Source organism: Psychrobacillus sp. NPDC096389 (assembly GCF_044762855.1).
GTDB lineage: Bacteria > Bacillota > Bacilli > Bacillales_A > Planococcaceae > Psychrobacillus.
Map to the genome: position 1 here is coordinate 1,017,584 of NZ_JBIWFB010000001.1, position 23,662 is coordinate 1,041,245.

The window sequence follows — 23,662 nt, forward strand, 5'->3', positions numbered from 1 at the left end:
GATGTATTCCCTCATTTGTAAATGTATAATAGAGAAAAGAATGCTAGTCTAGTCAAAGGAGATGGAAAAAATGCCATTAACACCACTTGATATACATAACAAGGAATTTAGTAAAGGATTTCGAGGGTATAATGAGGATGAAGTAAACGAATTCCTTGATCAAATAATGAAAGATCTTGAAATCTTAATAAAAGAAAAAAAAGATCTGGAATCCAAATTAAAATCTTCAAGCGAAAAAGTTGGGCATTTCACATCGATTGAAGAGACTTTACATAAGTCTATCGTTGTTGCACAGGAAGCTGCGGAAGAAGTACGAAGAAACTCGCAAAAAGAGGCGAAGTTAATCGTCAAAGAAGCAGAAAAAAATGCAGACCGAATTGTCAATGAAGCACTATCTAAAGCAAGAAGAATTGCAATTGAAATCGAGGACTTGAAAAAACAGTCCAAAGTATTCCGTAATCGTTTTAAAATGCTAGTAGAAGCACAACTCGATTTGATCAATACAGATGACTGGAATCATTTAATGGAGTACGATGTGGATACAGAAAGCCTAAATCGAATTTCGGCAACAGAAGATTAACTTTATTCAGCCGGCTTGATAAAAATCTGCGCACACTGTTTTCGGCGACGAACTTGCGCAGGAGCAATTCGCCAAGGCGAATTTGATTTCATTTCTTGACTGTTGGACTTACATTTTCTATAATGATTTCATATCATATAAAATATGCGTTGAAAAAGACGTCTAAAATAATTTTTGAATAAGCGACTTGAGGATGGTGAGAGCTCAAGCAATGAAATTATTTAGATTATCACTTTGGAGCAAAGACACTGAAAAAAGAAGTAAGTGTCTTCGGTTTATGTCCCGTTATGGCATACTAAGCGGCGATTTTTCACAAAATCGCAAGTAGGGTGGTACCGCGAGTTCAAACTTCTCGTCCCTTTTGGGGATGAGGAGTTTTTTTGTATATTAGCCCAACTTCAAAGGCGCTTGTGCTTTTCTAATTATCGATCCAGCTCCAGCGCCTTGCCCCTCGGGGGCAAATGTGAAAAAGCTGCGGTGGCTGAAGAGCTGCCTCCTCACTTTTCCCCATTTGCCTGTCGGGGCAGACATAGGCGCTTCCGCTTTTCAAATTATAAGGAGGATTTCAAATGGAATACAAAGACACGTTATTAATGCCAAAAACAGATTTCCCAATGCGCGGAAACTTACCTGCAAATGAACCGAAAATTCAAGAAAAATGGAACGAAATGGACATCAACAAATTACAACTAGAGCGTACAAAGGATCGTCCGGAATTCATCCTACACGATGGACCTCCATATGCGAACGGGGATATTCATATCGGACACGCACTAAACAAAGTGCTAAAAGATATGATTACACGTCATCGCTCTATGACTGGTTTCCACGTACCTTACGTTCCAGGTTGGGATACACACGGATTACCAATCGAACAAGCGTTAACTAATAAAGGAGTAAAACGCAAAGAAATGTCCGTTGCGGAATTCCGTGAGCTTTGTGAAAAATATGCTTATGAGCAAATCGACAACCAACGCGAACAATTCCGTCGTTTAGGTGTTCGCGGAGATTGGGAAAATCCTTATATTTCATTAAAACCTGAATTTGAAGCTCGCCAAATTGAAGTATTCGGTAAAATGGCTGAAAAAGGCTATATTTATAAAGGATTAAAACCAGTATACTGGTCACCATCTTCGGAATCTGCATTAGCAGAAGCAGAAATTGAATACCAAGATAAAAAGTCACCATCAATTTATGTAAGTTTCGAAGTAAAAGATGCAAAAGATGTTGTACCAGCAGATGCTAAATTCATCATCTGGACGACAACTCCTTGGACAATTCCAGCAAACTTAGGTATTTCCGTGCATCCAGAATTCACTTATGTTGTTGTACAAGTAGCGGACAATAAATTCATCGTTGCAAAAGATTTACTAGCTTCATTAGCGGAAACTTTAGAGTGGGAAGCATATGAAGTACTACAAGAAGTAAAAGGGGCAGACTTAGAATATGTTGTAGCCAAGCATCCAATTTATGATCGTGATTCACTTGTAATGATTGGGGAGCATGTTACGGCTGACGCTGGTACTGGTTGTGTTCATACAGCACCAGGCCACGGGGAAGATGACTATTTAATCGGAAAACAATATGGTTTAGATATTTTAAGTCCAGTAGATAATCGTGGTTGCTATACAGAGGAAGCACCTGGTTTTGAAGGATTATTTTATGACGATGCTAACAAAGTCGTAACAGAAAAATTAAAAGAGCTAGGTAGACTTGAAAAACTAACTTTCTTTACGCATTCTTATCCGCATGACTGGCGTACGAAAAAACCAGTTATTTATCGTGCAACACCACAATGGTTTGCTTCTGTCGAGGCATTCCGCGATGAATTATTACAAGCGGTTCGTGAAACAGAGTTTACACCTTCATGGGGGGAAACGCGTCTATACAATATGATCCGTGACCGCGGAGACTGGGTTATTTCTCGTCAACGTGTATGGGGTGTGCCGATTCCAATTTTCTACGCAGAAAACGGAGAGCCAATCATCACGCCAGAAACAATTGCCAATGTCTCTACATTGTTCCGTGAGCATGGATCTAATATTTGGTTCCAAAAAGAAGCGAAAGAGCTATTACCAGAAGGATTTACACATCCAGGTAGTCCAAATGGTCAATTTACGAAAGAAAACGATATTATGGACGTTTGGTTCGACTCAGGATCTTCTCACCAAGGAGTACTAGTAGAACGTGGATTGAAATATCCTGCAGACCTTTACTTAGAGGGATCTGACCAATATCGTGGCTGGTTTAACTCATCACTTATTACAAGCGTTGCCATTAATGGATACGCACCGTATAAAGGATTGCTTTCTCACGGGTTCGTGTTAGACGGAGAAGGTCGCAAAATGAGTAAATCAGTTGGGAATGTTATTCTACCATCAAAAGTAATGAACCAATATGGTGCAGATATTTTACGTTTATGGGTTGCATCAGTTGATTATACTGGCGACGTTCGAATTTCAATGGATATGTTAAAGCAAGTTTCGGAAGTATACCGTAAAATTCGTAACACATTCCGTTTCCTACATGGTAACGTTACGGACTTCGACCCTGCAACAGATCGTGTCGCATACGAAAACTTACGCGAAATGGATAAATATGTATTCATGCGTTTGCAAGATGTATTAAAAACAGCACGTGCGGCATATGATCGCTATGATTTCGCTGCAGTTTACCATGCTGTAAACAATTTTGTAGCAGGTGAGTTAAGCTCGTTCTACTTAGATGTTGCCAAGGATGTTGTATATATTTACGGACAGAATCATTCAGATCGTCGTGCAATGCAAACAGTAATGTATGATACTTTGCTTACATTATTAAAAGTAATGACACCAATTTTACCGCATACGACTGATGAGCTTTGGGGTTATTTGGAGCATGAAACGCAAAGCAGTATTCAATTAACGGATATGCCAGATGCGGTACAATATCCAGATTTCGAAGAACTAGCTACTAAATGGACGAAAATTATGGATTTACGTGACGATGTGTTAAAAGCATTAGAAGAAGCACGTAATGCAAAAACAATCGGTAAATCATTAGAAGCAAAAGTAACTTTATATGTAAAAGATGAATATAAATCATTGTTCGAAACAGATGCAATTGATTTTGCCCAATTATTTATCGTATCTCAGTTTGAGCTAGTAGAAGCTGCTGCTGAAAATAGTCTTGTACTGGAGCATGCGTCTGTATTAGTTGAAAAGGCAGATGGAGAAAAATGTGAGCGCTGCTGGACTATTTCGGAAACAGTTGGAGCAAATGAAAAACACGCAACTTTATGTGCGCGTTGTGCAGATGTTGTAGAAGAAAATTATATGTAATCAGTAAATGTGGTCCTCTTAGGCAGGACCACATTTTTTATGCTTAGGAATTAATATAAAATGACTCCAAAAATGGCCAGTTTCAATAGATTGATCACTATTTCCCAAAGGCATCTGAAAACGGACCAAAATCAGCTTGATTTTAGTCCATTTTTTGTATATTTGTCTTCGGAAATATATTTAGTTGGAATTTTGAAACGGTTAGTTGGAAAAGGATATTTTTTCCTCAAAAAAAGTAATCAATTTCAATTGAATGATCGCTAGTTGTGATGAGATGACTTTGTGTTTTTCAAAAACAAGATCTGGAGATTTTCATTTTTATTCAACCACTCTTTTACGGATAGCATGTTTGTATGGTAAACTAGGGAAGATTCTTTTAATTTTATTCATCAAAAGTAACTGCTGAATAAAATTAAAGCCTCCGGCGGATGCCACGGATTTTTTAGAGGAATTTAAAGAAGGCAGTCTAAGTTCGCGACATCCTGTCGCAACGACTGCATGACCTACATCCTGTTGGCCTCGAGCTCGATAAAAATCCGGACGCAAATAAGCCAAGGCGAATTTGATATCGGGGGAATTTGATGTGTGGAAATTTTATGGACTAGCGGCAATAGTCATTGCCCTTGATCAGTGGACGAAATGGCTTGTAGTTCAAAATATGGAACTTAGAGAACGGATTATTATCTGGGACCCTTATGTTGCACTACTTTCCCATCGAAATCGCGGAGCGGCATGGGGAATGCTTCAAGGGCAGTTTGGTATATTTACCATTGTTACGGTTATCGTAATTATAGGGATAATTTATTATTTTCATAAAGAGGCAAAGGGCAAGCCAATGTTTCAAGCAGGTTTGATGATGCTACTTGGCGGGGCAATAGGAAACTTTATCGATCGTTTATGGAGAAAAGAAGTAGTCGATTTTGTCGATGTGTTAATACCAATCATCAATTATGACTTTCCAATTTTTAATGTGGCCGATGCTGCCTTATCAATCGGTGTTGTGATGGTAATCATATTCATAATAAAAGAAGAACGAGCAGAAAAGAAAAAGGTGAAGTAATGGAAGAATTTACATTTGTAATAGAAAAAGAACAAGAAAAAGAGAGAATAGACAAAGCAATTGCCTCTTTTGATACGGATTGGTCACGCACGCAAATCCAAAACTATATAAAAGATGGACATGTGTTAGTGAATAATGAAGCTGCAAAATCGAATTATAAAGTAAAAGAAGGGGATGTTATTGTTGTCACACCTCCTGAAGCAATTCCACTTGATATTATAGCGGAAAACTTGAACTTAGAAATCGTCTATGAAGATGAGGATGTAGTGGTGGTATATAAACCACGTGGAATGGTCGTTCATCCTGCACCGGGTCATGTAAGTGGTACGCTTGTGAACGGGCTTATGTATCAAGTAAAAGATTTATCTGGTATTAACGGCGTATTGCGTCCGGGAATTGTTCACCGAATTGATAAAGATACGACGGGACTATTAATGGTTGCTAAAAATGATGTGGCACATGAATCATTAGTGGACCAATTAGTCAAGAAAACAGTGACGCGTAAATATACGGCACTTGTACATGGACACATACCACATGATAAAGGAACAATCGATGCTCCTATTGGCCGTGATAAAAAAGAGAGACAAAGCATGGCGGTAGTGGATAACGGGAAGCATGCAGTGACTCATTTCCGAGTATTAGAACGTTTTAATAAATTTACGTTAGTTGAGTGTCAATTGGAAACAGGTAGAACGCATCAAATTCGTGTGCATATGAAATACATCGGACATCCATTAGCAGGGGATCCAAAATACGGACCGAAAAAAACAATTGATTTTAACGGTCAAGTACTGCATGCCGGAGTATTAGGGTTTATCCAACCTAAAACAGGCGAGTATTTGGAATTTTCCTCACCACTTCCGGAGGATTTCGATAATTTAGTACAAGATTTGAGAAAACAATCCTTGCTAAAAGAAGAATAGTAGCTTATACTGAAAAAAGAAAATCGAATAGCTTCACCTTTAATAACAGTCCAGAGAGGCTGAGAAGGTATATGTGAAAGTGACTCACTATAGGTCTGCGGACTTTTTTAGTGTGCCTCACCCTATTTAAACGTGCGCATACAACCTCTTGGGCTTCTCTAGCTCAAGAGGTTTTTTATATTTTCAAAAGGAGGAAAAAAACGACCATGGCGGAAAAAGCAAATATATTAGATGAACAATCGATCAAACGAGCACTTACACGAATTGCACATGAAATTATTGAACGAAACAAAGGTATTGAACAGTGTATACTCGTGGGGATAAAAACAAGAGGTGCATTTTTAGCAGAACGACTTGCAAAAAGAATCGAACAGATAGAAGGTAAAGCAATCAAAACAGGGGAACTCGATATAACCCTTTATAGAGATGACTTATCCTTAAAAAATGGTATTGATGAGCCTTTAGTCCAAGACGTCGATATTACACACGATGTGACGGGTAAAAAAGTAATACTAGTCGATGATGTGCTATATACAGGAAGAACGGTTAGAGCAGCGATGGATGCAGTTATGGATTTAGGGAGACCTGCACAAATCCAACTTGCTGTATTAATAGACAGAGGACATCGAGAACTTCCGATACGGGCTGATTATGTTGGGAAAAACATCCCGACTTCCAGCAGTGAACGAATTGTAGTCAAAGTATTAGAAAAAGATGGATTAGATACAGTCACCATTTTTGAGTGATAAATTTGGAGGAAAAGGTAGGAATCATCCATGTCAAATACCGTATTAGATGTAAATGAAAAACCATCTGGAGGCCAACTAATCACATTAAGCTTCCAGCATATGTTCGCCATGTTTGGTTCCACAATTTTAGTACCGCAACTAGTAGGATTAAGCCCCGCTATCGCCCTACTTACAAGTGGAATAGCGACAATAGTGTTCTTGTTAATCACGAAATTTCAAGTCCCTGCCTACTTAGGATCATCATTTGCCTTTATCGCTCCGATTATTCTGGCTTCGAAGATAGGTGGGATAGGAAGTGCCATGATAGGCGCAATGTTCGTCGGGTTAACTTACGGAATCGTATCACTTATTATTTGGAAGAGTGGATATAAGTGGATTATGAAGTTATTGCCGGCTATCGTAGTTGGTCCGGTTATTATGGTAATCGGGCTTGGACTTGCAGTTACTGCCGTAGATATGGCGATGAATATTCCTGTTGAAGGAACAGATTTAAAAGAATATAGTTTTTTACACTTCTCAGCAGCCTTAGTTACACTGTTTACAGCGATCTTCTGTACGATCTACTTTAAAAATATTTTAAGTACAATGCCAATTTTAATCGGTTTAGTAGTCGGCTATATTTACTCCATTGTCATTGGGATCGTTAATTTTGAACCGATTAAAGAAGCGAACATGTTCGCATTACCAGACTTCTTAATACCGGGTGTACATTATGAATTTGTAGTAACTTCTAAAATACTACTAGTCATGGTGCCGATTGTTATCGTCACGATTTCGGAACATATTGGTCACCAACTTGTGCTTGGAAAAGTAGTAAATCGTGATTATATTAAAGAACCAGGTTTACACAGATCCTTGCTTGGTGATGGCTTTGGAACATTTGTCAGCGCATTAATCGGTGGTCCACCGAAGACAACATACGGTGAAAATATCGGTGTGCTAGCAATTACACGAGTGTATAGTGTATATGTCATTATGGGTGCGGCAGTAATCGCTATCTTACTATCATTCTTTGGAAAAGCAATGGCTGTTATAGCAACAATTCCAACATCAGTTCTTGGTGGAGTTTCCATACTATTATTCGGAATAATAGCTGCAAGTGGCTTAAGAATGCTAGTAGAAGCAAACGTAGACTTTGGGAATAGTAGAAACTTAGTTATTGCGTCGGTTATCTTAGTAATCGGTATCGGTGGAGCAAAATTCATCGTATCAGAATCATTAAGCATAGAAGGCATGGCACTAGCAGCAATCATTGGGGTTATACTGAATTGGGTATTACCAGGAAGAAAAGAAGCGGAAACACCGAACTTAAATACAACAGAATAAGAAACCTTTTAAAAGTTGAACAGAGAGTCAGCAAAAGGTTCGGATAGATTGGTTGGGACTTCACTAAGAGATTCCTTTCCTTGTCTATGCTTAAACGAACCTTCTTGAGACTTTTCAAGAAGTTTTTTTTATAGAAAAGAGGAGGATTCAAATGGAAAACTTAGTATCAATGAAAGATTTATCGGTGGAACAAATAATAGCAATTTTAGAAAGAGCAAAGGATTTTCGAGATGGTGCTACCTCGACGTTGAAAAATAACTATATGATGGCAAATTTATTTTTTGAACCGAGTACTCGAACGAAAATGAGTTTTGAAGTGGCGGAACGTAAATTACAGCTAAATGTAATTCCTTTCGATTCCGGTTTTTCCAGTACTTTAAAAGGCGAGACGCTTTACGATACAGTGAAAGTTTTAGAAGCAATCGGAATAGATGCTTTAGTAATAAGACATGAACAAAACAACTTTTTTGAAGATTTAGTAGGGAAAACGAAAGTAGCGATCATTAATGGAGGAGACGGAACGGGAAATCATCCAACTCAAAGCCTCTTAGACATCTTCACCATTTGGGAAGAATTTGGGACAGTACAAGATAAAGTTGTCACGATAGTCGGAGATATAGCACATAGTCGCGTTGCGAGATCGAACGCAGATGCTCTTTCTAGACTTGGAGCAAAAGTACAATTAGTTTGCCCGACAGAATGGCAAGGAGAGTTCGAATGCCTGCAAAATTTCGATGAAGTAATTGAATCTAGTGATGTGATGATGATGCTTCGAGTACAACATGAAAGACATAAGGAAAATGGAATTTTCTCTAAAGAAGACTATCATCAAGCATTCGGATTAACAGTGGAAAGAGAAAGAAAAATGAAAGATGGCGCAATTATTATGCATCCAGCCCCATTTAATCGAGACGTTGAAATCGCGAGTGAATTAGTAGAATGTGATCGTTCTAGAATTATTAAGCAAATGGAAAATGGTGTGTACGTACGTATGGCGATTACTGAAATGATTTTGAAAGGGAGAGAATAACATGACAAAAATTATTAAAAACGTTCAAACAGTTAACAATGCAGGAGATTTCGAAAAAGTTTCGGTTGTCATCAAAGAAGGAAAAATAGCAGAAATCGGAGCAAATGTAACAGCAGAACATGCCGATGTTATAGACGGAAAAGGAATGCTTCTCTCACCTGGATTTATCGATGTTCATGTCCATTTACGTGAGCCAGGTGGTGAACAGAAAGAAACGATTGAGACCGGAACAAAAGCTGCTGCTAAAGGTGGATATACTACGATTTGTGCAATGCCAAATACACGACCTGTACCTGATACAGCGGAAAATTTCTCACATGTGCTTGGTTTAATAGAGAAAAATGCGCTAGTACGTGTGCTTCCATATGCATCGATTACGATACGACAGGCTGGAAAAGAAAGAACAAATATTGAAGAACTAAAAAATCTTGGTGCCTTTGCTTTAACGGATGACGGAGTTGGAATACAAGCTGCGGGTACAATGTTGGAAGCAATGGAGGAAGCAGCGAAATTTAATATCCCGGTTGTTGCACACTGTGAAGATAATACACTTATTTACGGTGGTGCCATGCATAAAGGAAAAAGAAATGAGGAATTAGGGATAAAAGGAATTCCATCCGTTTCAGAATCAGTACATATTGCGCGAGATATTCTACTCGCTGAAAGCGCTGGAGCTCACTATCATGTGTGCCACGTAAGCACAAAAGAATCAGTACGTGTGATAAGAGATGCTAAAAGAGCCGGAGTTCATGTCACAGCGGAAGTAAGCCCTCACCATTTACTTCTTTGTGAAGATGATATTCCATCTAATGATGCTATTTGGAAAATGAATCCTCCGCTTCGAGCAAAAGAGGATATGCTCGCTCTTCGTGAAGGTTTATTAGATGGAACGCTGGATTTCGTAGCAACAGATCATGCACCACATACGCAGGAAGAAAAAGCATTCGGTTTTGAAAAAGCGCCATTCGGAATTGTCGGACTAGAAACAGCCTTCCCACTTTTATATACACATTTCGTCAAAACGGGCGAATGGACTTTACAGCAATTACTGGACTCTTTAACGACTAAACCAGCTGAAGTTTTCGGCTTTGAATTTGGGAAGTTAGAAGTTGGCGCACCTGCAGATTTAGTTTTAATCGACTTAGAAAAAGAACAAGCAATTGATAAAGAAGGATTTTTATCTAAAGGGAAAAACACACCATTCGACGGATGGGTTTGTACGGGTTGGCCGCAAGTAACTATTTATAACGGAGAAATCGTATGGCAGGAGGAGCGCGTATGCCAGTGAGATATTTGCTACTAGAAGATGGAACAGTGTTTAAAGGGAATGCTTTTGGAAGTGATGAAGGAACAATCGGAGAAGTTATTTTCACTACCGCAATGACCGGCTATCAAGAATCTATTTCGGATCCATCGAACTGTAGTCAAATATTAACATTTACGTATCCAATGGTTGGTAACTACGGGGTGAACCCCGACGATTTTGAATCCATTGATCTTGCCCTTGCTGGAGTCGTAGTAAGAGAACTAGCAGAGCAACCATCCAATTTTAGAAGTCAAAATACATTGCATGAATTTTTAGAAGCAAAAAATGTACCAGGTATTGAAGGAATTGATACCCGCAAATTAACTCGAATTATCCGCAACCATGGTTCTTTAAAAGGAAAGCTTACAAAAGCAGGAGAAGAAGTGAATATAGCGCAAGAAATAGAAAAATTAAAAGCTGCTGTTATTCTAACAAATGTCGTTCAACAAGTTTCCATCACTCGTCCATACCCAAGTCCAGGTCGAGGAAAAAGAGTTGTACTAGTCGATTTTGGGATGAAACATGGTATTTTAAGAGAATTAAATAAACGCGACTGCGACATTATTGTTGTTCCATATAATACTTCCGCAAAAGAGATTTTAAGTATGTTCCCAGACGGAGTGATGCTTTCAAACGGTCCTGGAGATCCAACTGATATTCCAGAAGCAATTGAAATGGTGAAAGATATAATCGGCCAAGTTCCTATTTTCGGAGTATGTCTTGGACATCAACTGATTTCCCTTGCTAGTGGGGCAACATCATTCAAATTGAAGTTTGGGCACCGTGGAGGCAATCATCCGGTAAAAGATTTGACAACAGGAAGAACCGAGCTTACTTCTCAAAACCATGGCTACGCAATAGATGCAGATTCCATTGCAAATACAGATTTAGAGATTACCCATATTGCCCTAAACGACGGCACTGTAGAAGGAGTGAAACATAAAAAGTTCCCAGTATATTCCGTACAGTTCCATCCAGAAGGTTCATCAGGTCCAGAGGATTCTACGCACTTATTTGATCAATTTATCGAATTAATGAATGCTAATAGCAAAAAGGAGAATTCACATGCCTAAACGTAAAGATATCGAAACGATTTTAGTAATTGGTTCTGGTCCAATTGTCATCGGTCAAGCAGCTGAATTTGACTACGCGGGAACGCAAGCTTGTATTTCATTGAAAGAAGAAGGCTACCGAGTAATCCTCGTAAACTCGAATCCTGCAACGATTATGACAGATACGGAAATAGCAGATAAAGTATACATCGAACCAATTACTTTACCTTTTGTTAGCAAAATCATTCGCAAAGAACGACCTGATGCGATTTTACCTACTCTAGGTGGTCAAACGGGATTGAATATGGCGATTGAACTTGATAAATCCGGTATTTTAGATGAATTAGGCATTGAAATTTTAGGTACGAAGCTAGAAGCAATTCACAAAGCGGAAGACCGTGATTTATTCCGCACATTGATGAATGAACTTGGAGAGCCTGTACCAGAAAGTGATATTATCCATAATATGGACGAGGCAAAAGCATTCGTGGAACGAATCGGATACCCAGTAATCGTACGTCCTGCTTTCACTTTAGGTGGAACAGGTGGCGGTATTTGCCATAATGATACAGACTTACTAGAAATCGTGACGAGTGGCTTAAAGTATAGTCCCGTAACACAATGTTTACTTGAAAAATCGATCGCAGGGTATAAAGAAATCGAATATGAAGTTATGCGTGACTCTGCGGATAATGCAATCGTAGTATGTAACATGGAAAATGTGGATGCAGTAGGGATCCATACAGGAGATTCAATCGTAGTTGCTCCAACGCAAACATTATCTGACCGTGAAAACCAAATGCTTCGCAATGTATCACTAAAAATTATTCGAGCATTAAAAATTGAAGGCGGATGTAATGTGCAATTGGCACTCGATCCGCATAGCTTCAACTACTATATTATTGAAGTGAACCCACGAGTTAGCCGTTCATCCGCACTTGCGTCTAAAGCAACAGGTTACCCAATTGCAAAGCTTGCTGCCAAAATTGCAGTTGGACTTACATTAGACGAAATGATGAACCCGGTTACTGGAAAAACATATGCTTGCTTTGAACCTGCACTAGACTATATCGTGGCGAAAATACCAAGATGGCCATTCGATAAATTCGAGTTAGCTAAACGTAATTTAGGCACGCAAATGAAAGCTACTGGAGAAGTAATGTCGCTAGGACGTACGTTTGAAGAAGCAATTTTAAAATCAGTTCGTTCCCTTGAAACTGGTCATTTCCATATCGAGATGAAAAATGCCGTATCCATCACAGATGAGTGGGTGGAAAAGCGTATTCGCCGAGCTGGTGACGAGCGCTTATTCTTCATCGGTGAAGCACTTCGAAGAGGAATCACAGTAGAGCAAATTCATGAGTGGAGCCAAATCGACTTATTTTTCTTAAACAAATTACAAAATATTGTGCAGTACGAAAAAGAGATTCAAGCGAACCAGTTTGATCAAGAAATATTGTACAAAGCGAAACGTATGGGCTTTGCAGATAAAACAATCGCAAAATATTGGAATGTAGAAGAAATTGAAGTGTACCATTTCAAAAAAAAGCATAACATCGTACCAGTATATAAAATGGTGGACACTTGTGCAGGAGAGTTCGAATCCGAAACGCCATATTTCTATGGAACGTATGAAGAAGAAAACGAATCGATTCGTACAGACAATGAAAGTGTCATCGTACTTGGTTCAGGTCCGATTCGCATCGGTCAAGGGGTAGAGTTCGACTATGCGACGGTTCACTCTGTTTGGGCTATTAAAGAAGCAGGATATGAAGCGATCATTATAAACAACAACCCTGAAACAGTTTCGACTGACTTCTCTATTTCAGACAAATTATACTTCGAACCACTAACGGTAGAAGATGTCATGCATATCGTAGACTTAGAACAGCCAAAAGGGGTTGTCGTTCAATTTGGTGGTCAAACAGCGATCAACTTAGCTGCTGCTTTAGAAGAACGAGGCGTAAAAATTCTTGGTACTACACTTGAAAGTATTGACCGTGCTGAAAATCGTAATGAATTTGAAGCTGCTTTACATGAAATCGATATCCCGCAGCCACTTGGTAAAACGGCGGTTTCAGTAGAAGAAGCAGTTACAATTGCAAATGAAATTGGCTATCCTGTTCTAGTTAGACCTTCTTATGTACTTGGTGGACGTGCCATGCAAATCGTCTACACCGAAGAAGAGATTAAACATTACATGGAGCACGCAGTAGATGCAAGTCCAGAGAAGCCAGTATTAATCGACCGTTACTTAACTGGTACAGAAATCGAAGTAGATGCGATTTGTGATGGAGAAAATGTGTTGATACCTGGAATTATGGAGCATATAGAGCGCGCTGGAGTTCACTCAGGGGACTCGATAGCAGTTTACCCGCCGCAAAAACTTTCTCAGCAGCATATTGATACGCTTATAGACTATACAACTAGACTTGCAAAAGGGTTAAAAATTATCGGGCTAATGAATATCCAATACGTCATCTCTAATGATGAAGTATATGTAATTGAAGTAAACCCACGTTCAAGCCGAACAGTGCCATTTTTAAGTAAAATTACATCTATTCCAATGGCGAATATTGCTACAAAAGCGATTTTAGGACAGTCGATAATAGAACAGGGATACAGCCCAGGACTTGCTCCAAATAGTCAAGGTGTATACGTAAAAGTACCCGTATTCAGTTTTGCGAAGCTACGCAGAGTAGATATTACGTTAGGACCGGAGATGAAATCTACTGGGGAAGTAATGGGGAAAGACATTACACTAGAAAAAGCATTGTATAAAGGATTAGTAGCAGCTGGTATGGAAATAAAAGACCATGGTTCCGTCTTAATGACAGTTTCCGATAAGGATAAAGAAGAAGCAATAGAAATCGCTAAACGATTTAATCATATAGGCTTCCGCATAATTGCGACAGAAGGAACAGCAAAAGCAATTCAAAAAGTTGGTATCCCTGTAGATATCGTCAACAAAATAGGCTCAAAGGGTAAGACTATATTAGATGTTATTCAAAATGGGCATGCACAATTTGTTATTAACACACTAACAAAAGGAATGCAGCCAGAACGTGATGGTTTCCGCATTCGAAGAGAATCTGTTGAAAATGGCGTTCCATGTTTAACATCTCTAGACACTGCGAAAGCGATGCTACGTGTCATTGAATCAATGACTTTTTCCACAGAAATAATGAAACATGAGGAGGTTCATGCATGATTAGACAAGGACAAATGCAAGTCGTCAAGCAACAACAGATTGCGACGAACATTTTCGAGTTAACATTAATTGGACAACAAGTTCTAGATATGAAGCAACCAGGTCAATTTGTCCACTTACGTGTGTCTGATCAAATGGAACCACTGCTTAGAAGACCAATTAGTATTTCTTCTATTGATAAAGAAACATTAGAGTTTACAATGATTTATCGTGCAGATGGAAGAGGGACGACGCTTCTTTCAGAAAAGAGACCAGGAGACCAAGTCGATGTACTTGGACCTCTTGGAAATGGGTTTCCGATAGATAAGATAAAAGCTGGTCAGACTGCCTTACTTGTTGGAGGAGGAATTGGCGTGCCACCACTTTATGAGTTATCAAAAAGACTTGTAGAAAAGGGTGTAAAACCAATTCATGTACTTGGATTCCAATCAAAAGATGTCGTGTTTTACGAAAGAGAATTTATGCAGCTTGGCGAAACGTATATTGTCACAGCAGATGGTAGCCACGGGCATCAAGGATTTGTAACAAATGTATTGGAAACACTAGCGGATGATTTTGACGTTTACTATAGTTGTGGACCAACACCAATGCTGAAAGCACTAGAAGAAATGTATCCTGAAAAAGAGGGATATTTATCTTTTGAAGAGCGCATGGGCTGTGGAATTGGCGCTTGCTTCGCATGTGTATGTGAAACGACAGAAAAAACGGAAGCTGATTATGTGAAAGTATGTTCAGATGGTCCAGTGTTCGAGTCAGGAGTGGTTCGTGTATGAATAGATTAGCGGTTGAATTACCAGGACTTTCATTGAAAAATCCAATCATGCCAGCTTCTGGTTGCTTTGGTTTTGGGAAAGAATATGCGAAATTGTATGATTTATCAAAGCTCGGTGCAATTATGATTAAAGCTACAACATTAGAAACAAGGCTTGGAAACCCGACACCACGAGTAGCAGAAACACCTGCTGGCATGTTAAATGCAATCGGATTACAAAATCCAGGTTTACAAAAAGTAATGGAAAATGAACTTCCTTGGTTAGAACAATATGATGTGCCAATTATCGCAAATGTTGCCGGTACATTAATGGAAGACTATGTAGGAGTCGCTAAACACATTTCACAAGCACCAAATGTGCATGCACTGGAATTAAATATCTCCTGTCCAAATGTCAAGCAAGGTGGCATTACATTTGGAACAGATCCAGTAGTTGCAGAAGAGTTAACTCGTGCTGTAAAAGAAGTTTCCTCTGTACCTATATACGTAAAACTTTCTCCGAATGTGACCAATGTAAATGAAATCGCAAAAGCAGTTGAAGCAGGTGGAGCAGACGGAATCACGATGATTAATACATTACTTGGTATGCGTTTTGATACGAAAACAGGTAGACCCGTCATCGCAAACGTAACAGGTGGATTATCTGGTCCAGCCATTAAACCTGTCGCTCTACGTATGGTCTATGAGGCGGCAAAACAAGTGTCAATTCCCATTATCGGAATGGGCGGTGTCTCAACAATTGATGATGTAATTGACTTTTTATCCGCGGGAGCGAGTGCTGTTGCAGTAGGTACGGCAAACTTCGTGGATCCATTTGTTTGTCCGAATTTAATCGAGCAGCTTCCAGAAAAATTGGATGAGCTTGGATTTGAAACTGTAACAGATCTAGTTGGAAGGAGTCATCGATTATGAAAAACAGCCCAATTATAGCATTAGATTTTGCATCTGCGGAAGAAGTATATCCATTTTTAACTCCATTCCAAGAGTCATTATTCGTTAAAGTAGGGATGGAACTTTATTTACAAGAAGGTCCATCTATCGTATACAAGTTGAAAGAAATGGGACATGATGTGTTTCTCGATTTGAAATTGCATGATATTCCAAATACAGTCGGGCAGGCCATGAAAGGACTAGCTCGTTTAGGGGCAGATTTGGTTAACGTCCACGCTGCAGGCGGAGAAGCAATGATGATTGCTGCACGTGAAGGATTAGAAGCAGGCACAACTGCGGGCAATAAAAGACCATCCATTATCGGTGTAACGCAACTAACATCTACTTCTGAAAAACAAATGCAAGAAGAGCAATTGATTCAAACAACAATCGATGAATCCGTTGTCCACTATGCAAAGCTAGCAAAAAATGCTGGACTAGACGGTGTCGTATGCTCCGTTCTCGAAGCGAAAAAAATTGCAAGAGCATGTGGTAATGAATTTTTGAGAGTAACGCCAGGCATTCGTTTAGCAGAAGGAGAGGCCCACGATCAAATCCGTGTAGCGACTCCGTCAAATGCGAGACTACTAGGTTCATCTCATATCGTTGTAGGACGTGCAATAACAAAAGCAGAAAACCCAGTACAAGCTTATGAAAATATATTAAAAATGTGGGAGGAACAAGCATGACATTAGAAAATACAATTGCAAAAGCATTGCTCGAAGTAGGAGCAGTCGAATTAAAACCGAATGATCTTTTCACATGGGCATCCGGCATCAAATCACCAATTTACTGTGATAACCGCATTACCATGTCTTCACCAGCCATTCGCAAAGAAATTGCAAAAGGACTAGCAGAAGCAATTGAAAAGAACTTCCCGCAAGCAGAAGCAGTGGCAGGTACAGCAACTGCAGGTATCCCACATGCTGCATGGGTTAGTGATGTATTGGAACTACCAATGATGTATGTTCGTTCAAAAGCAAAAGAACATGGCCGTGGCAATCAAATCGAAGGTAAAATTGTCGCAGGACAAAAAGTAGTGGTTATTGAAGATTTAATCTCTACAGGTGGTAGTAGCTTAGTAGCGGTAGAAGCATTGCAAAAAGAAGGATTTGAAGTGCTGGGAGTAGTAAGCATTTTTACATACGGACTTCCGAAAGCAGAACAAGCATTTAAAGAAGCAGGCGTTTCATTTGTAAGCTTAACAAATTACGATGCACTAACAAACGCTGCAAAAGAAGCAGGCACAATTGCAGAATCAGATTTGCCAATGCTTTCAAAATGGCATAATGATTTAAAAGAAGGATTATTGAAATAAAAGGAAAAGACGTTCACTTATAGATTAGTGAATGTCTTTTTTTATATACAGTCTTTCAAATAAGTGAAAGTGTACATGCATATTGTTATTAGAGACAACTTCCTTCTGATTCTTCCATGTATTGAGTAAAAGTCATATGAATTAAGAAATGCTAAAGACGCTTTGGGAAATATGTGGTATATTTAATGAAATTTGGTTCTATTCTTAAAAATTATTATTATAAGGGGATGTTTAGATGTCGCCATCAAAAGTACTGAAATGGGTTACTGGTGGATTGGAAGCGCTCTTAGGTATTCCTATTTTAGGGGCTACAATTGTAATTGGTTTTTTGTGGATTCCTTTAGGTGTGATGTTAATACTTCATATTATTACGCTCGTTTTAACTAGCAAGGAAGAAGGTTCCATTAGAGGGAGTGTATTAGGGATTGTCACTTCATGCATCGCTTGGATACCGTTTGTTGGGATGGTTATGCATATAATTTCCGCGATATTTTTAATGATTGATGCTGCTAAACCGGAAATTAATAAAACTGATTTTGCATAACTCAGTGGTAGGAAGCAAGAGTCTTATAATAAAGAGAAAAGTCCATCGATTTTGATGGACTTTTTTTGTCGATTAATAAAATAATTTTGATTGGAGTACATCAAGGGCTTGGTCAATTTCTTGTAAATCTTCTTTGGAAGCATTCTGAATTCGATCTAGAAAACGTAATTCTACGGTTGCAAATGCTTCATGCATCATCGCTTCCCCCTCTTTTGAAAGACAAATAGATTGTTTTCGTCGATCATCTGTATTGCTTATTTTTTCGATTAGATTTTTTTCACTTAACTTTTTCAATTCACGGCTTGTATTTGGCATAGACATATGCTGACAATCACTAATTTCGCTAGGAGTAACAGGCTGACTAACGGTTATATATTCAAGAATTTTATATTGAACTGGTGTGATTGATTCCGATTTGGCGTTTTGTGTTAACTCATGTGTCACACGATGAACAGAAGTTAATAATGTTATGCATTTGTTAAAAAGAGCTTTATTGTCCAGAATTCTCACCTCTTATTGCTAACATAACAAAAAAGTTATCTAAAAACAATTATCAATTGACAACTAAAAATATCGTGCTATCATTTAGTTATCAAATGATAATTATAAGGGGTGCTATTATGAATACGCTTGTTATTTACACATATCCGAATCATAAAAGTTTAAATTATGCATTTTTACAAAAAGTAATGGAAGGTATTAAGGAGAATCCTCAGATAAAACAGTTACAAGTATTAGATTTGTATGAAGAGGGCTTTAACCCCCTTCTCCAATTTAATGAGCAAAAACGTAGACGTGATATGTACCGTGATCCGGCACTTGAAAAATATAGAAATCAACTTACTTGGGCCGACAAGATTGTCTTCATTTATCCGATTTGGTGGGGAAGACCTCCGGCGATGCTTTTGGGATATATTGATCAATTATTTTCTGCAAATTTTGCATACAGAGATAAGAAGGGGCTCATACCAGAGGGTCTATTAAAAGGAAAGTCAGTAGTTTGTGTATCTACGATGAAGGGGCCAACAAACTATTTACTTGTTTGGTTGAATAATGCTCATAAAATTTTAATGAAACGAGCTCTATTCAGTTTTGTTGGAATCAAAAAAGTAAAATTTTTTGAATTTGGTAACATGGAGAATTCCAATGGAAAGCAAATAAAAAAACTTAACAAAGTATATCAATATTTTAAAAAAGTGAGCTATTAAGTAATAAAAAATAATATTACTGTTTAAGATAAAGTATATTTGGAATGATATATACAAATTTCTAAAAAGAGAACCAGGAACGATCGAAGAGGGAGATCTATAATACTTTCATTATGTTATACTAAATGAAAGAAAAGACTTTCACTTGTTGAGGAGGAATAAGATGATTGAAACGACTTTTGTATACGATACATACATCGCTACGACACCCGAAAAGCTTTGGAAGGCGCTTACTAACGGTGAGTTCACAAAAAAGTATTGGTTTGAAAATGAAGTCCAATCTGATTGGACAGTAGGTTCCACTGTTTCCTACCTAAACAAGGATGGAAAAGTAGTAGATCAAGGAACAGTTTTAATAAACGAGCCTTATCGTCTTCTCTCGTATACCTTTAACTGGTTAGCGGATGAAACAGTTCGTGAGCATGAACCAAGAGTGACTTTCGAACTAAAACAGATGGATTCGACTGTAAAGTTAACACTTAAACAAGAACATATATTGCCGACGGACTTACGTGATGAAAATGAAGGATTCCATGGTTACAATAATGGCTGGCCAGCGATTTTAAGCAATTTGAAAAGTTTACTTGAAACAGGAAGTACTTTACCTGCAATTACGATATGAACTTAACTGTAATTATTTATTAAAATAGAAACTGCAAGTAGAAGAGACATCATGCAACGAAGATGTCTCTTCTTTTTTGTATTTCATATTCAGTTCATAAACAGATGTTAAAGTAACTTTTGTAATAGAGTTTTGATAGGAGGAAGAAAGCAATGAAAGAAGAAAAAAGGGAAAATAAATTTAAAAATTGGCGACAATTTTTTCAACTGATAAAAGAAACGGAACCGCCTAAGCTCATATTAATTATTGCACTTTGTATGAGTTTTGTGACAACTGGGGTAGGGTTTATCGTACCATTATTCACTAAGCAACTAGTAGATGGGTTTTCAATAGATTCTCTAAATTATTGGCAAATTATTTTGTTAGTGATTGCTTTTATTGCACAAGCAATTGCAAGTGGGCTCTCAATCTATTTATTGAACCGAGTTGGGCATCATGTGGTTGCCAATTTAAGAGATAGATTATGGAGAAAATTACTCCATTTACCGATACCTTATTATGATGATAATGATACTGGAGAAACGTTAAGTCGTGTAACGAATGATACTTCTGTTGTGAAAGAACTTATTACGGAGCATCTTGCAAATTGTTTAACAGGAATTATTGCGATTATCGGTTCAGTTACAATTCTACTATTTTTGGATTGGAAAATGACTTTAGTCATGCTTATTGCGGTTCCAATTGCCATGGTTATTTTGATGCTGCTAGGTAAACGGATGTATGTAATTTCAAAAGGAATGCAAGATGAAACAGCGAAATTTACTGCTGTGTTGAATCAAGTTTTACCGGAAACACGCTTAGTGAAAGCTTCCAATGCAGAGGACTTGGAATATAAACGAGGGAAAAAAGGAATTACAAATCTATTCCAATTTGGTTTGAAAGAAGCGAAAATACACGCGCTTATCACTCCTTTGATTTCTTTTGTTCTTATGATTGTTCTCGTTGCAATTATTGGTTATGGTGGAGTTCGTGTCTCTTCTGGCGAGCTAACTGCTGGTGATATGGTCGCGTTTATTTTATATTTAATTCAAATTATTATTCCGATGACACAGTTAACGATGTTCTTTACGCAGTTGCAAAAAGCAATGGGTGCTACAGAACGTATTAGTGCAGTACTAGAACATGAAGAGGAAAATGTACATGCAGGCAAGAATTTAGAAGTAGTAAATAAACCAATTCATGTGCATCATGTAGACTTTGCATATGGAGAAGAGAAGATTTTGTCTGATATAGATTTTACTATTGAACCGGGTAAAGTAACGGCTATTGTCGGACCGAGTGGTGGTGGGAAAACGACTACATTCTCTCTTTTAGAGCGGTATTATCAACCGACCAAAGGAAGTATTACACTTGGGGATACTCCAATTGATACGTTTTCACTACATTCTTGGAGAAGTAAAATAGGATATGTTGCACAGGAAAGTGCATTATTATCCGGAACGATACGCGAAAATATTTGTTATGGAATTGAAAAGAATGTGGATGATGCAGAACTTGAAAGAGTAGTGAAAATGGCCTATGCCGATCAATTCATAGAAGCCCTTCCGGATAAATTTGATACGGAAGTAGGCGAAAGAGGGATTAAACTTTCTGGTGGACAACGACAACGGATTGCGATTGCTAGAGCGTTATTACGCGACCCTCAAATTTTAATGCTGGATGAAGCGACTTCAAGTCTTGATAGTAAATCAGAAATTTATGTGCAAAAAGCACTTGATAATTTAATGAAAGGCAGAACGACACTAGTAATCGCCCACCGCCTTTCTACCGTTGTCGATGCGGATAATATTTTATTTATGGAGAAAGGGCATATTACGGGAAGTGGTACGCATGATACATTATTTCAAACACATGACATGTACAGAGAGTTTGCCAAACAACAATTACGTATTGAGGAATAAGTAAGAAGGGATTTGTTGTAATGATAAAACTGTTAGTTGTAGATGATGAAGAACATATTAGAGAGTTAATAAAAGTGTTTTTACAAAACGAGGGATTTAGCGTATTAGAAGCGGTGGATGGTGTAGATGCACTGTCCAAGCTTGAGTCGGAAAAGGTTGATATGGTTATTATGGATATTATGATGCCGAATATGGACGGGTGGGAGTTGTGCAAGGAGATACGTATGTATAAGGAGGACTTGCCCATTCTTATGCTGACGGCAAAAGGTGAAACTGCCCAAAAAGTAAAGGGATTTAACCTTGGTTCAGATGATTATATGGTGAAACCTTTTGAACCAGCGGAGTTAATCGTACGCGTTAAATCCATTTTAAAGCGATATCGTATTTCTTTATCTCAAACAGTAGAAGTCGGCCATCTCCAGATGAACCGCAATACGTATGAGCTAGTGTATTTGGACGAAAATATTACGCTACGATTAAAGGAATTTGAGCTTTTATTTACATTAGCAAGTTACCCTGGAAAAACATTTTCACGTGAGCAATTGATAGAAGAAATTTGGGGATTTGATTATGAAGGTGATGAGCGAACCGTAGATGTGCATATAAAAAGGTTGCGTGAACGATTCCCAGAAGAAAAAAGTGGATTTACAATACGCACGATTCGAGGACTTGGCTATCGATTGGAGCTTGAATCATGAAGAGATGGCAATTTATCGGAAGGATTTTAATGGTGATTACATTTTTTCTTATTGCTACTACTGTTTTTTCATTCCTTTCTTTTCATGTAACTTCTTTTCTTTATGATTGGATTGGAAAATATCCTCAAGGCTACTGGCAACAGCTTTTTACCGTAATAGGCGTAATACTCTTCTTTTGGTGTACAGCGGTTATTACTTTTCTATTTGGTTCCAAAAAGCAGCGGCTTTATTGGGATTCAATTGTAGGTGCTTTGAGACAAATGGCCACCGGAGATTTTAATGTAAAATTAGATCTTAAAGCAAATGAACGAGATCAGTTTGGACAGCTCATTAGTGGGATAAATAATATGGCGGTTGAATTAGGGGAGATGGAGAAAATGCGTCAAGAATTTATCTCCAATGTTTCGCATGAAATTCAATCTCCTTTAACATCCATCAATGGTTTTGCCAAAGCGTTGAAAAATATCGACATGACCGATGAAAAAAGAATTCATTATTTAACAATCATTGAAATGGAAAGTAGTAGATTATCGAAAATTAGTGATAATTTATTAAAACTCACGTCTTTAGAATCGCAACATCATCCGTTTGAACCCAAATCATATAGGCTAGATAAACAATTGCGAAACGTTGTGTTAGCTTGTGAACCAAGCTGGTTAAGCAAAAATATTGAAATGGATATTCGGCTAGATGGAGTGACATTAGTCGCGGATGAAGACTTGATGAATCAAGTGTGGATGAATTTACTTAATAATAGTATCAAGTTTACGCCGATTGGAGGAACCATTCACATTCGTATAAGTCAACAAAATGAAACAGCTATTATTTCTATTAAAGACAATGGAATAGGAATGACAGAAGAAGACCAAAAGCATGTTTTTGAACGATTTTTTAAATCGGATAAATCGAGAACAGCTGTAAATGGCGGGAGTGGCTTAGGACTTTCCATTGTCAAAAGAATTGTAGATATGCATGGGGGAAGTATAACTGTTCGAAGTGAGCTTGGGAAAAGCACTGAATTTATTACAATAATGCCTTTAACGCAACGTCTCGCTGAATTTAGCAATGAAGTATGTAAATAGAATATGCAATAAAACAAATCCCCTCTT

Annotated in this window: 21 protein-coding genes and 1 other annotated feature; of the genes, 20 read left to right on the forward strand and 1 reads right to left on the reverse strand. The window is 38.1% G+C overall.

Annotated features, from left to right (window positions below):
• Positions 1-70: 70 nt before the first annotated feature.
• From ACIQ38_RS04780 to ACIQ38_RS04850, 15 genes are all read left to right on the forward strand, one after another.
• A complete protein-coding gene (locus ACIQ38_RS04780; protein WP_402818718.1) occupies positions 71-580 on the forward strand; it encodes a DivIVA domain-containing protein in 510 nt (169 codons plus the stop codon).
• A 140-nt stretch (positions 581-720) separates the two neighbouring features.
• Positions 721-943, forward strand: a binding site (T-box leader).
• Between the two features lie 206 nt (positions 944-1,149).
• Positions 1,150-3,900 carry an isoleucine--tRNA ligase gene (gene ileS / locus ACIQ38_RS04785; RefSeq protein WP_402818721.1) on the forward strand — a complete coding sequence of 917 codons (2,751 nt, stop codon included), beginning with the start codon at positions 1,150-1,152 and terminating at the stop codon, positions 3,898-3,900.
• A 583-nt stretch (positions 3,901-4,483) separates the two neighbouring features.
• Positions 4,484-4,960 (forward strand): signal peptidase II, encoded by a 477-nt coding sequence (gene lspA / locus ACIQ38_RS04790; protein WP_402818724.1) that lies wholly within the window; start codon positions 4,484-4,486, stop codon positions 4,958-4,960.
• Positions 4,960-5,886, forward strand: coding sequence for an RluA family pseudouridine synthase (locus tag ACIQ38_RS04795; protein ID WP_402818727.1), 927 nt, complete (start codon positions 4,960-4,962; stop codon positions 5,884-5,886). Before lspA ends, ACIQ38_RS04795 begins: the two co-directional genes overlap by 1 nt.
• A 206-nt stretch (positions 5,887-6,092) precedes the next feature.
• Positions 6,093-6,632 (forward strand): bifunctional pyr operon transcriptional regulator/uracil phosphoribosyltransferase PyrR, encoded by a 540-nt coding sequence (gene pyrR, locus ACIQ38_RS04800; protein ID WP_402818730.1) that lies wholly within the window; start codon positions 6,093-6,095, stop codon positions 6,630-6,632.
• 30 nt (positions 6,633-6,662) lie between these two features.
• Positions 6,663-7,961: a solute carrier family 23 protein gene (locus ACIQ38_RS04805; RefSeq protein WP_402818732.1), complete on the forward strand. Its 1,299-nt coding sequence runs from the start codon at positions 6,663-6,665 to the stop codon at positions 7,959-7,961.
• 151 nt (positions 7,962-8,112) lie between these two features.
• Positions 8,113-8,991 (forward strand): aspartate carbamoyltransferase catalytic subunit, encoded by an 879-nt coding sequence (locus tag ACIQ38_RS04810; RefSeq protein WP_402818735.1) that lies wholly within the window; start codon positions 8,113-8,115, stop codon positions 8,989-8,991.
• 1 nt (position 8,992) lies between these two features.
• Positions 8,993-10,279, forward strand: a complete 1,287-nt coding sequence (locus ACIQ38_RS04815; protein WP_402818739.1) for a dihydroorotase — start codon at positions 8,993-8,995, stop codon at positions 10,277-10,279.
• Positions 10,270-11,370 carry a carbamoyl phosphate synthase small subunit gene (locus ACIQ38_RS04820; protein WP_402818742.1) on the forward strand — a complete coding sequence of 367 codons (1,101 nt, stop codon included), beginning with the start codon at positions 10,270-10,272 and terminating at the stop codon, positions 11,368-11,370. Before ACIQ38_RS04815 ends, ACIQ38_RS04820 begins: the two co-directional genes overlap by 10 nt.
• The gene (carB, locus tag ACIQ38_RS04825) at positions 11,363-14,560 is read left to right on the forward strand and encodes a carbamoyl-phosphate synthase large subunit (protein WP_402818745.1); all 3,198 of its coding nucleotides are present in this window, start codon (positions 11,363-11,365) and stop codon (positions 14,558-14,560) included. Before ACIQ38_RS04820 ends, carB begins: the two co-directional genes overlap by 8 nt.
• Positions 14,557-15,333, forward strand: a complete 777-nt coding sequence (locus ACIQ38_RS04830) for a dihydroorotate dehydrogenase electron transfer subunit (RefSeq protein ID WP_402818748.1) — start codon at positions 14,557-14,559, stop codon at positions 15,331-15,333. Before carB ends, ACIQ38_RS04830 begins: the two co-directional genes overlap by 4 nt.
• Positions 15,330-16,244, forward strand: a complete 915-nt coding sequence (locus ACIQ38_RS04835; protein ID WP_402818751.1) for a dihydroorotate dehydrogenase — start codon at positions 15,330-15,332, stop codon at positions 16,242-16,244. The genes ACIQ38_RS04830 and ACIQ38_RS04835 overlap by 4 nt, the downstream gene beginning before the upstream one ends.
• Positions 16,241-16,951, forward strand: coding sequence for an orotidine-5'-phosphate decarboxylase (pyrF, locus tag ACIQ38_RS04840; RefSeq protein WP_402818754.1), 711 nt, complete (start codon positions 16,241-16,243; stop codon positions 16,949-16,951). Before ACIQ38_RS04835 ends, pyrF begins: the two co-directional genes overlap by 4 nt.
• Positions 16,948-17,580 (forward strand): orotate phosphoribosyltransferase, encoded by a 633-nt coding sequence (pyrE, locus tag ACIQ38_RS04845; protein WP_402818757.1) that lies wholly within the window; start codon positions 16,948-16,950, stop codon positions 17,578-17,580. The genes pyrF and pyrE overlap by 4 nt, the downstream gene beginning before the upstream one ends.
• A 235-nt stretch (positions 17,581-17,815) precedes the next feature.
• Positions 17,816-18,124 (forward strand): hypothetical protein, encoded by a 309-nt coding sequence (locus ACIQ38_RS04850; protein ID WP_402818760.1) that lies wholly within the window; start codon positions 17,816-17,818, stop codon positions 18,122-18,124.
• 72 nt (positions 18,125-18,196) lie between these two features.
• Here ACIQ38_RS04850 and ACIQ38_RS04855 read toward each other — a convergent pair whose 3' ends face one another.
• A complete protein-coding gene (locus tag ACIQ38_RS04855) occupies positions 18,197-18,625 on the reverse strand; it encodes a MarR family winged helix-turn-helix transcriptional regulator (RefSeq protein ID WP_402819611.1) in 429 nt (142 codons plus the stop codon).
• 119 nt (positions 18,626-18,744) lie between these two features.
• Between ACIQ38_RS04855 and ACIQ38_RS04860 the strand changes: the two genes are divergently transcribed.
• The 5 genes from ACIQ38_RS04860 (at position 18,745) to ACIQ38_RS04880 (ending at position 23,635) form a co-directional block, all read left to right on the forward strand.
• A complete protein-coding gene (locus tag ACIQ38_RS04860; protein WP_402818763.1) occupies positions 18,745-19,332 on the forward strand; it encodes an NAD(P)H-dependent oxidoreductase in 588 nt (195 codons plus the stop codon).
• A gap of 163 nt (positions 19,333-19,495) precedes the next feature.
• A complete protein-coding gene (locus ACIQ38_RS04865; RefSeq protein ID WP_402818766.1) occupies positions 19,496-19,954 on the forward strand; it encodes an SRPBCC family protein in 459 nt (152 codons plus the stop codon).
• A 152-nt stretch (positions 19,955-20,106) separates the two neighbouring features.
• Positions 20,107-21,855 carry an ABC transporter ATP-binding protein gene (locus tag ACIQ38_RS04870; protein WP_402818769.1) on the forward strand — a complete coding sequence of 583 codons (1,749 nt, stop codon included), beginning with the start codon at positions 20,107-20,109 and terminating at the stop codon, positions 21,853-21,855.
• Positions 21,856-21,875: 20 nt separating this feature from the next.
• On the forward strand, positions 21,876-22,553 hold the full coding sequence (locus ACIQ38_RS04875) for a response regulator transcription factor (protein ID WP_402818772.1): 678 nt from the start codon (positions 21,876-21,878) through the stop codon (positions 22,551-22,553).
• Entirely contained in the window at positions 22,550-23,635 is a 1,086-nt protein-coding gene (locus tag ACIQ38_RS04880; protein ID WP_402818775.1) for a HAMP domain-containing sensor histidine kinase, read from the forward strand. The genes ACIQ38_RS04875 and ACIQ38_RS04880 overlap by 4 nt, the downstream gene beginning before the upstream one ends.
• Positions 23,636-23,662 lie beyond the last annotated feature (27 nt).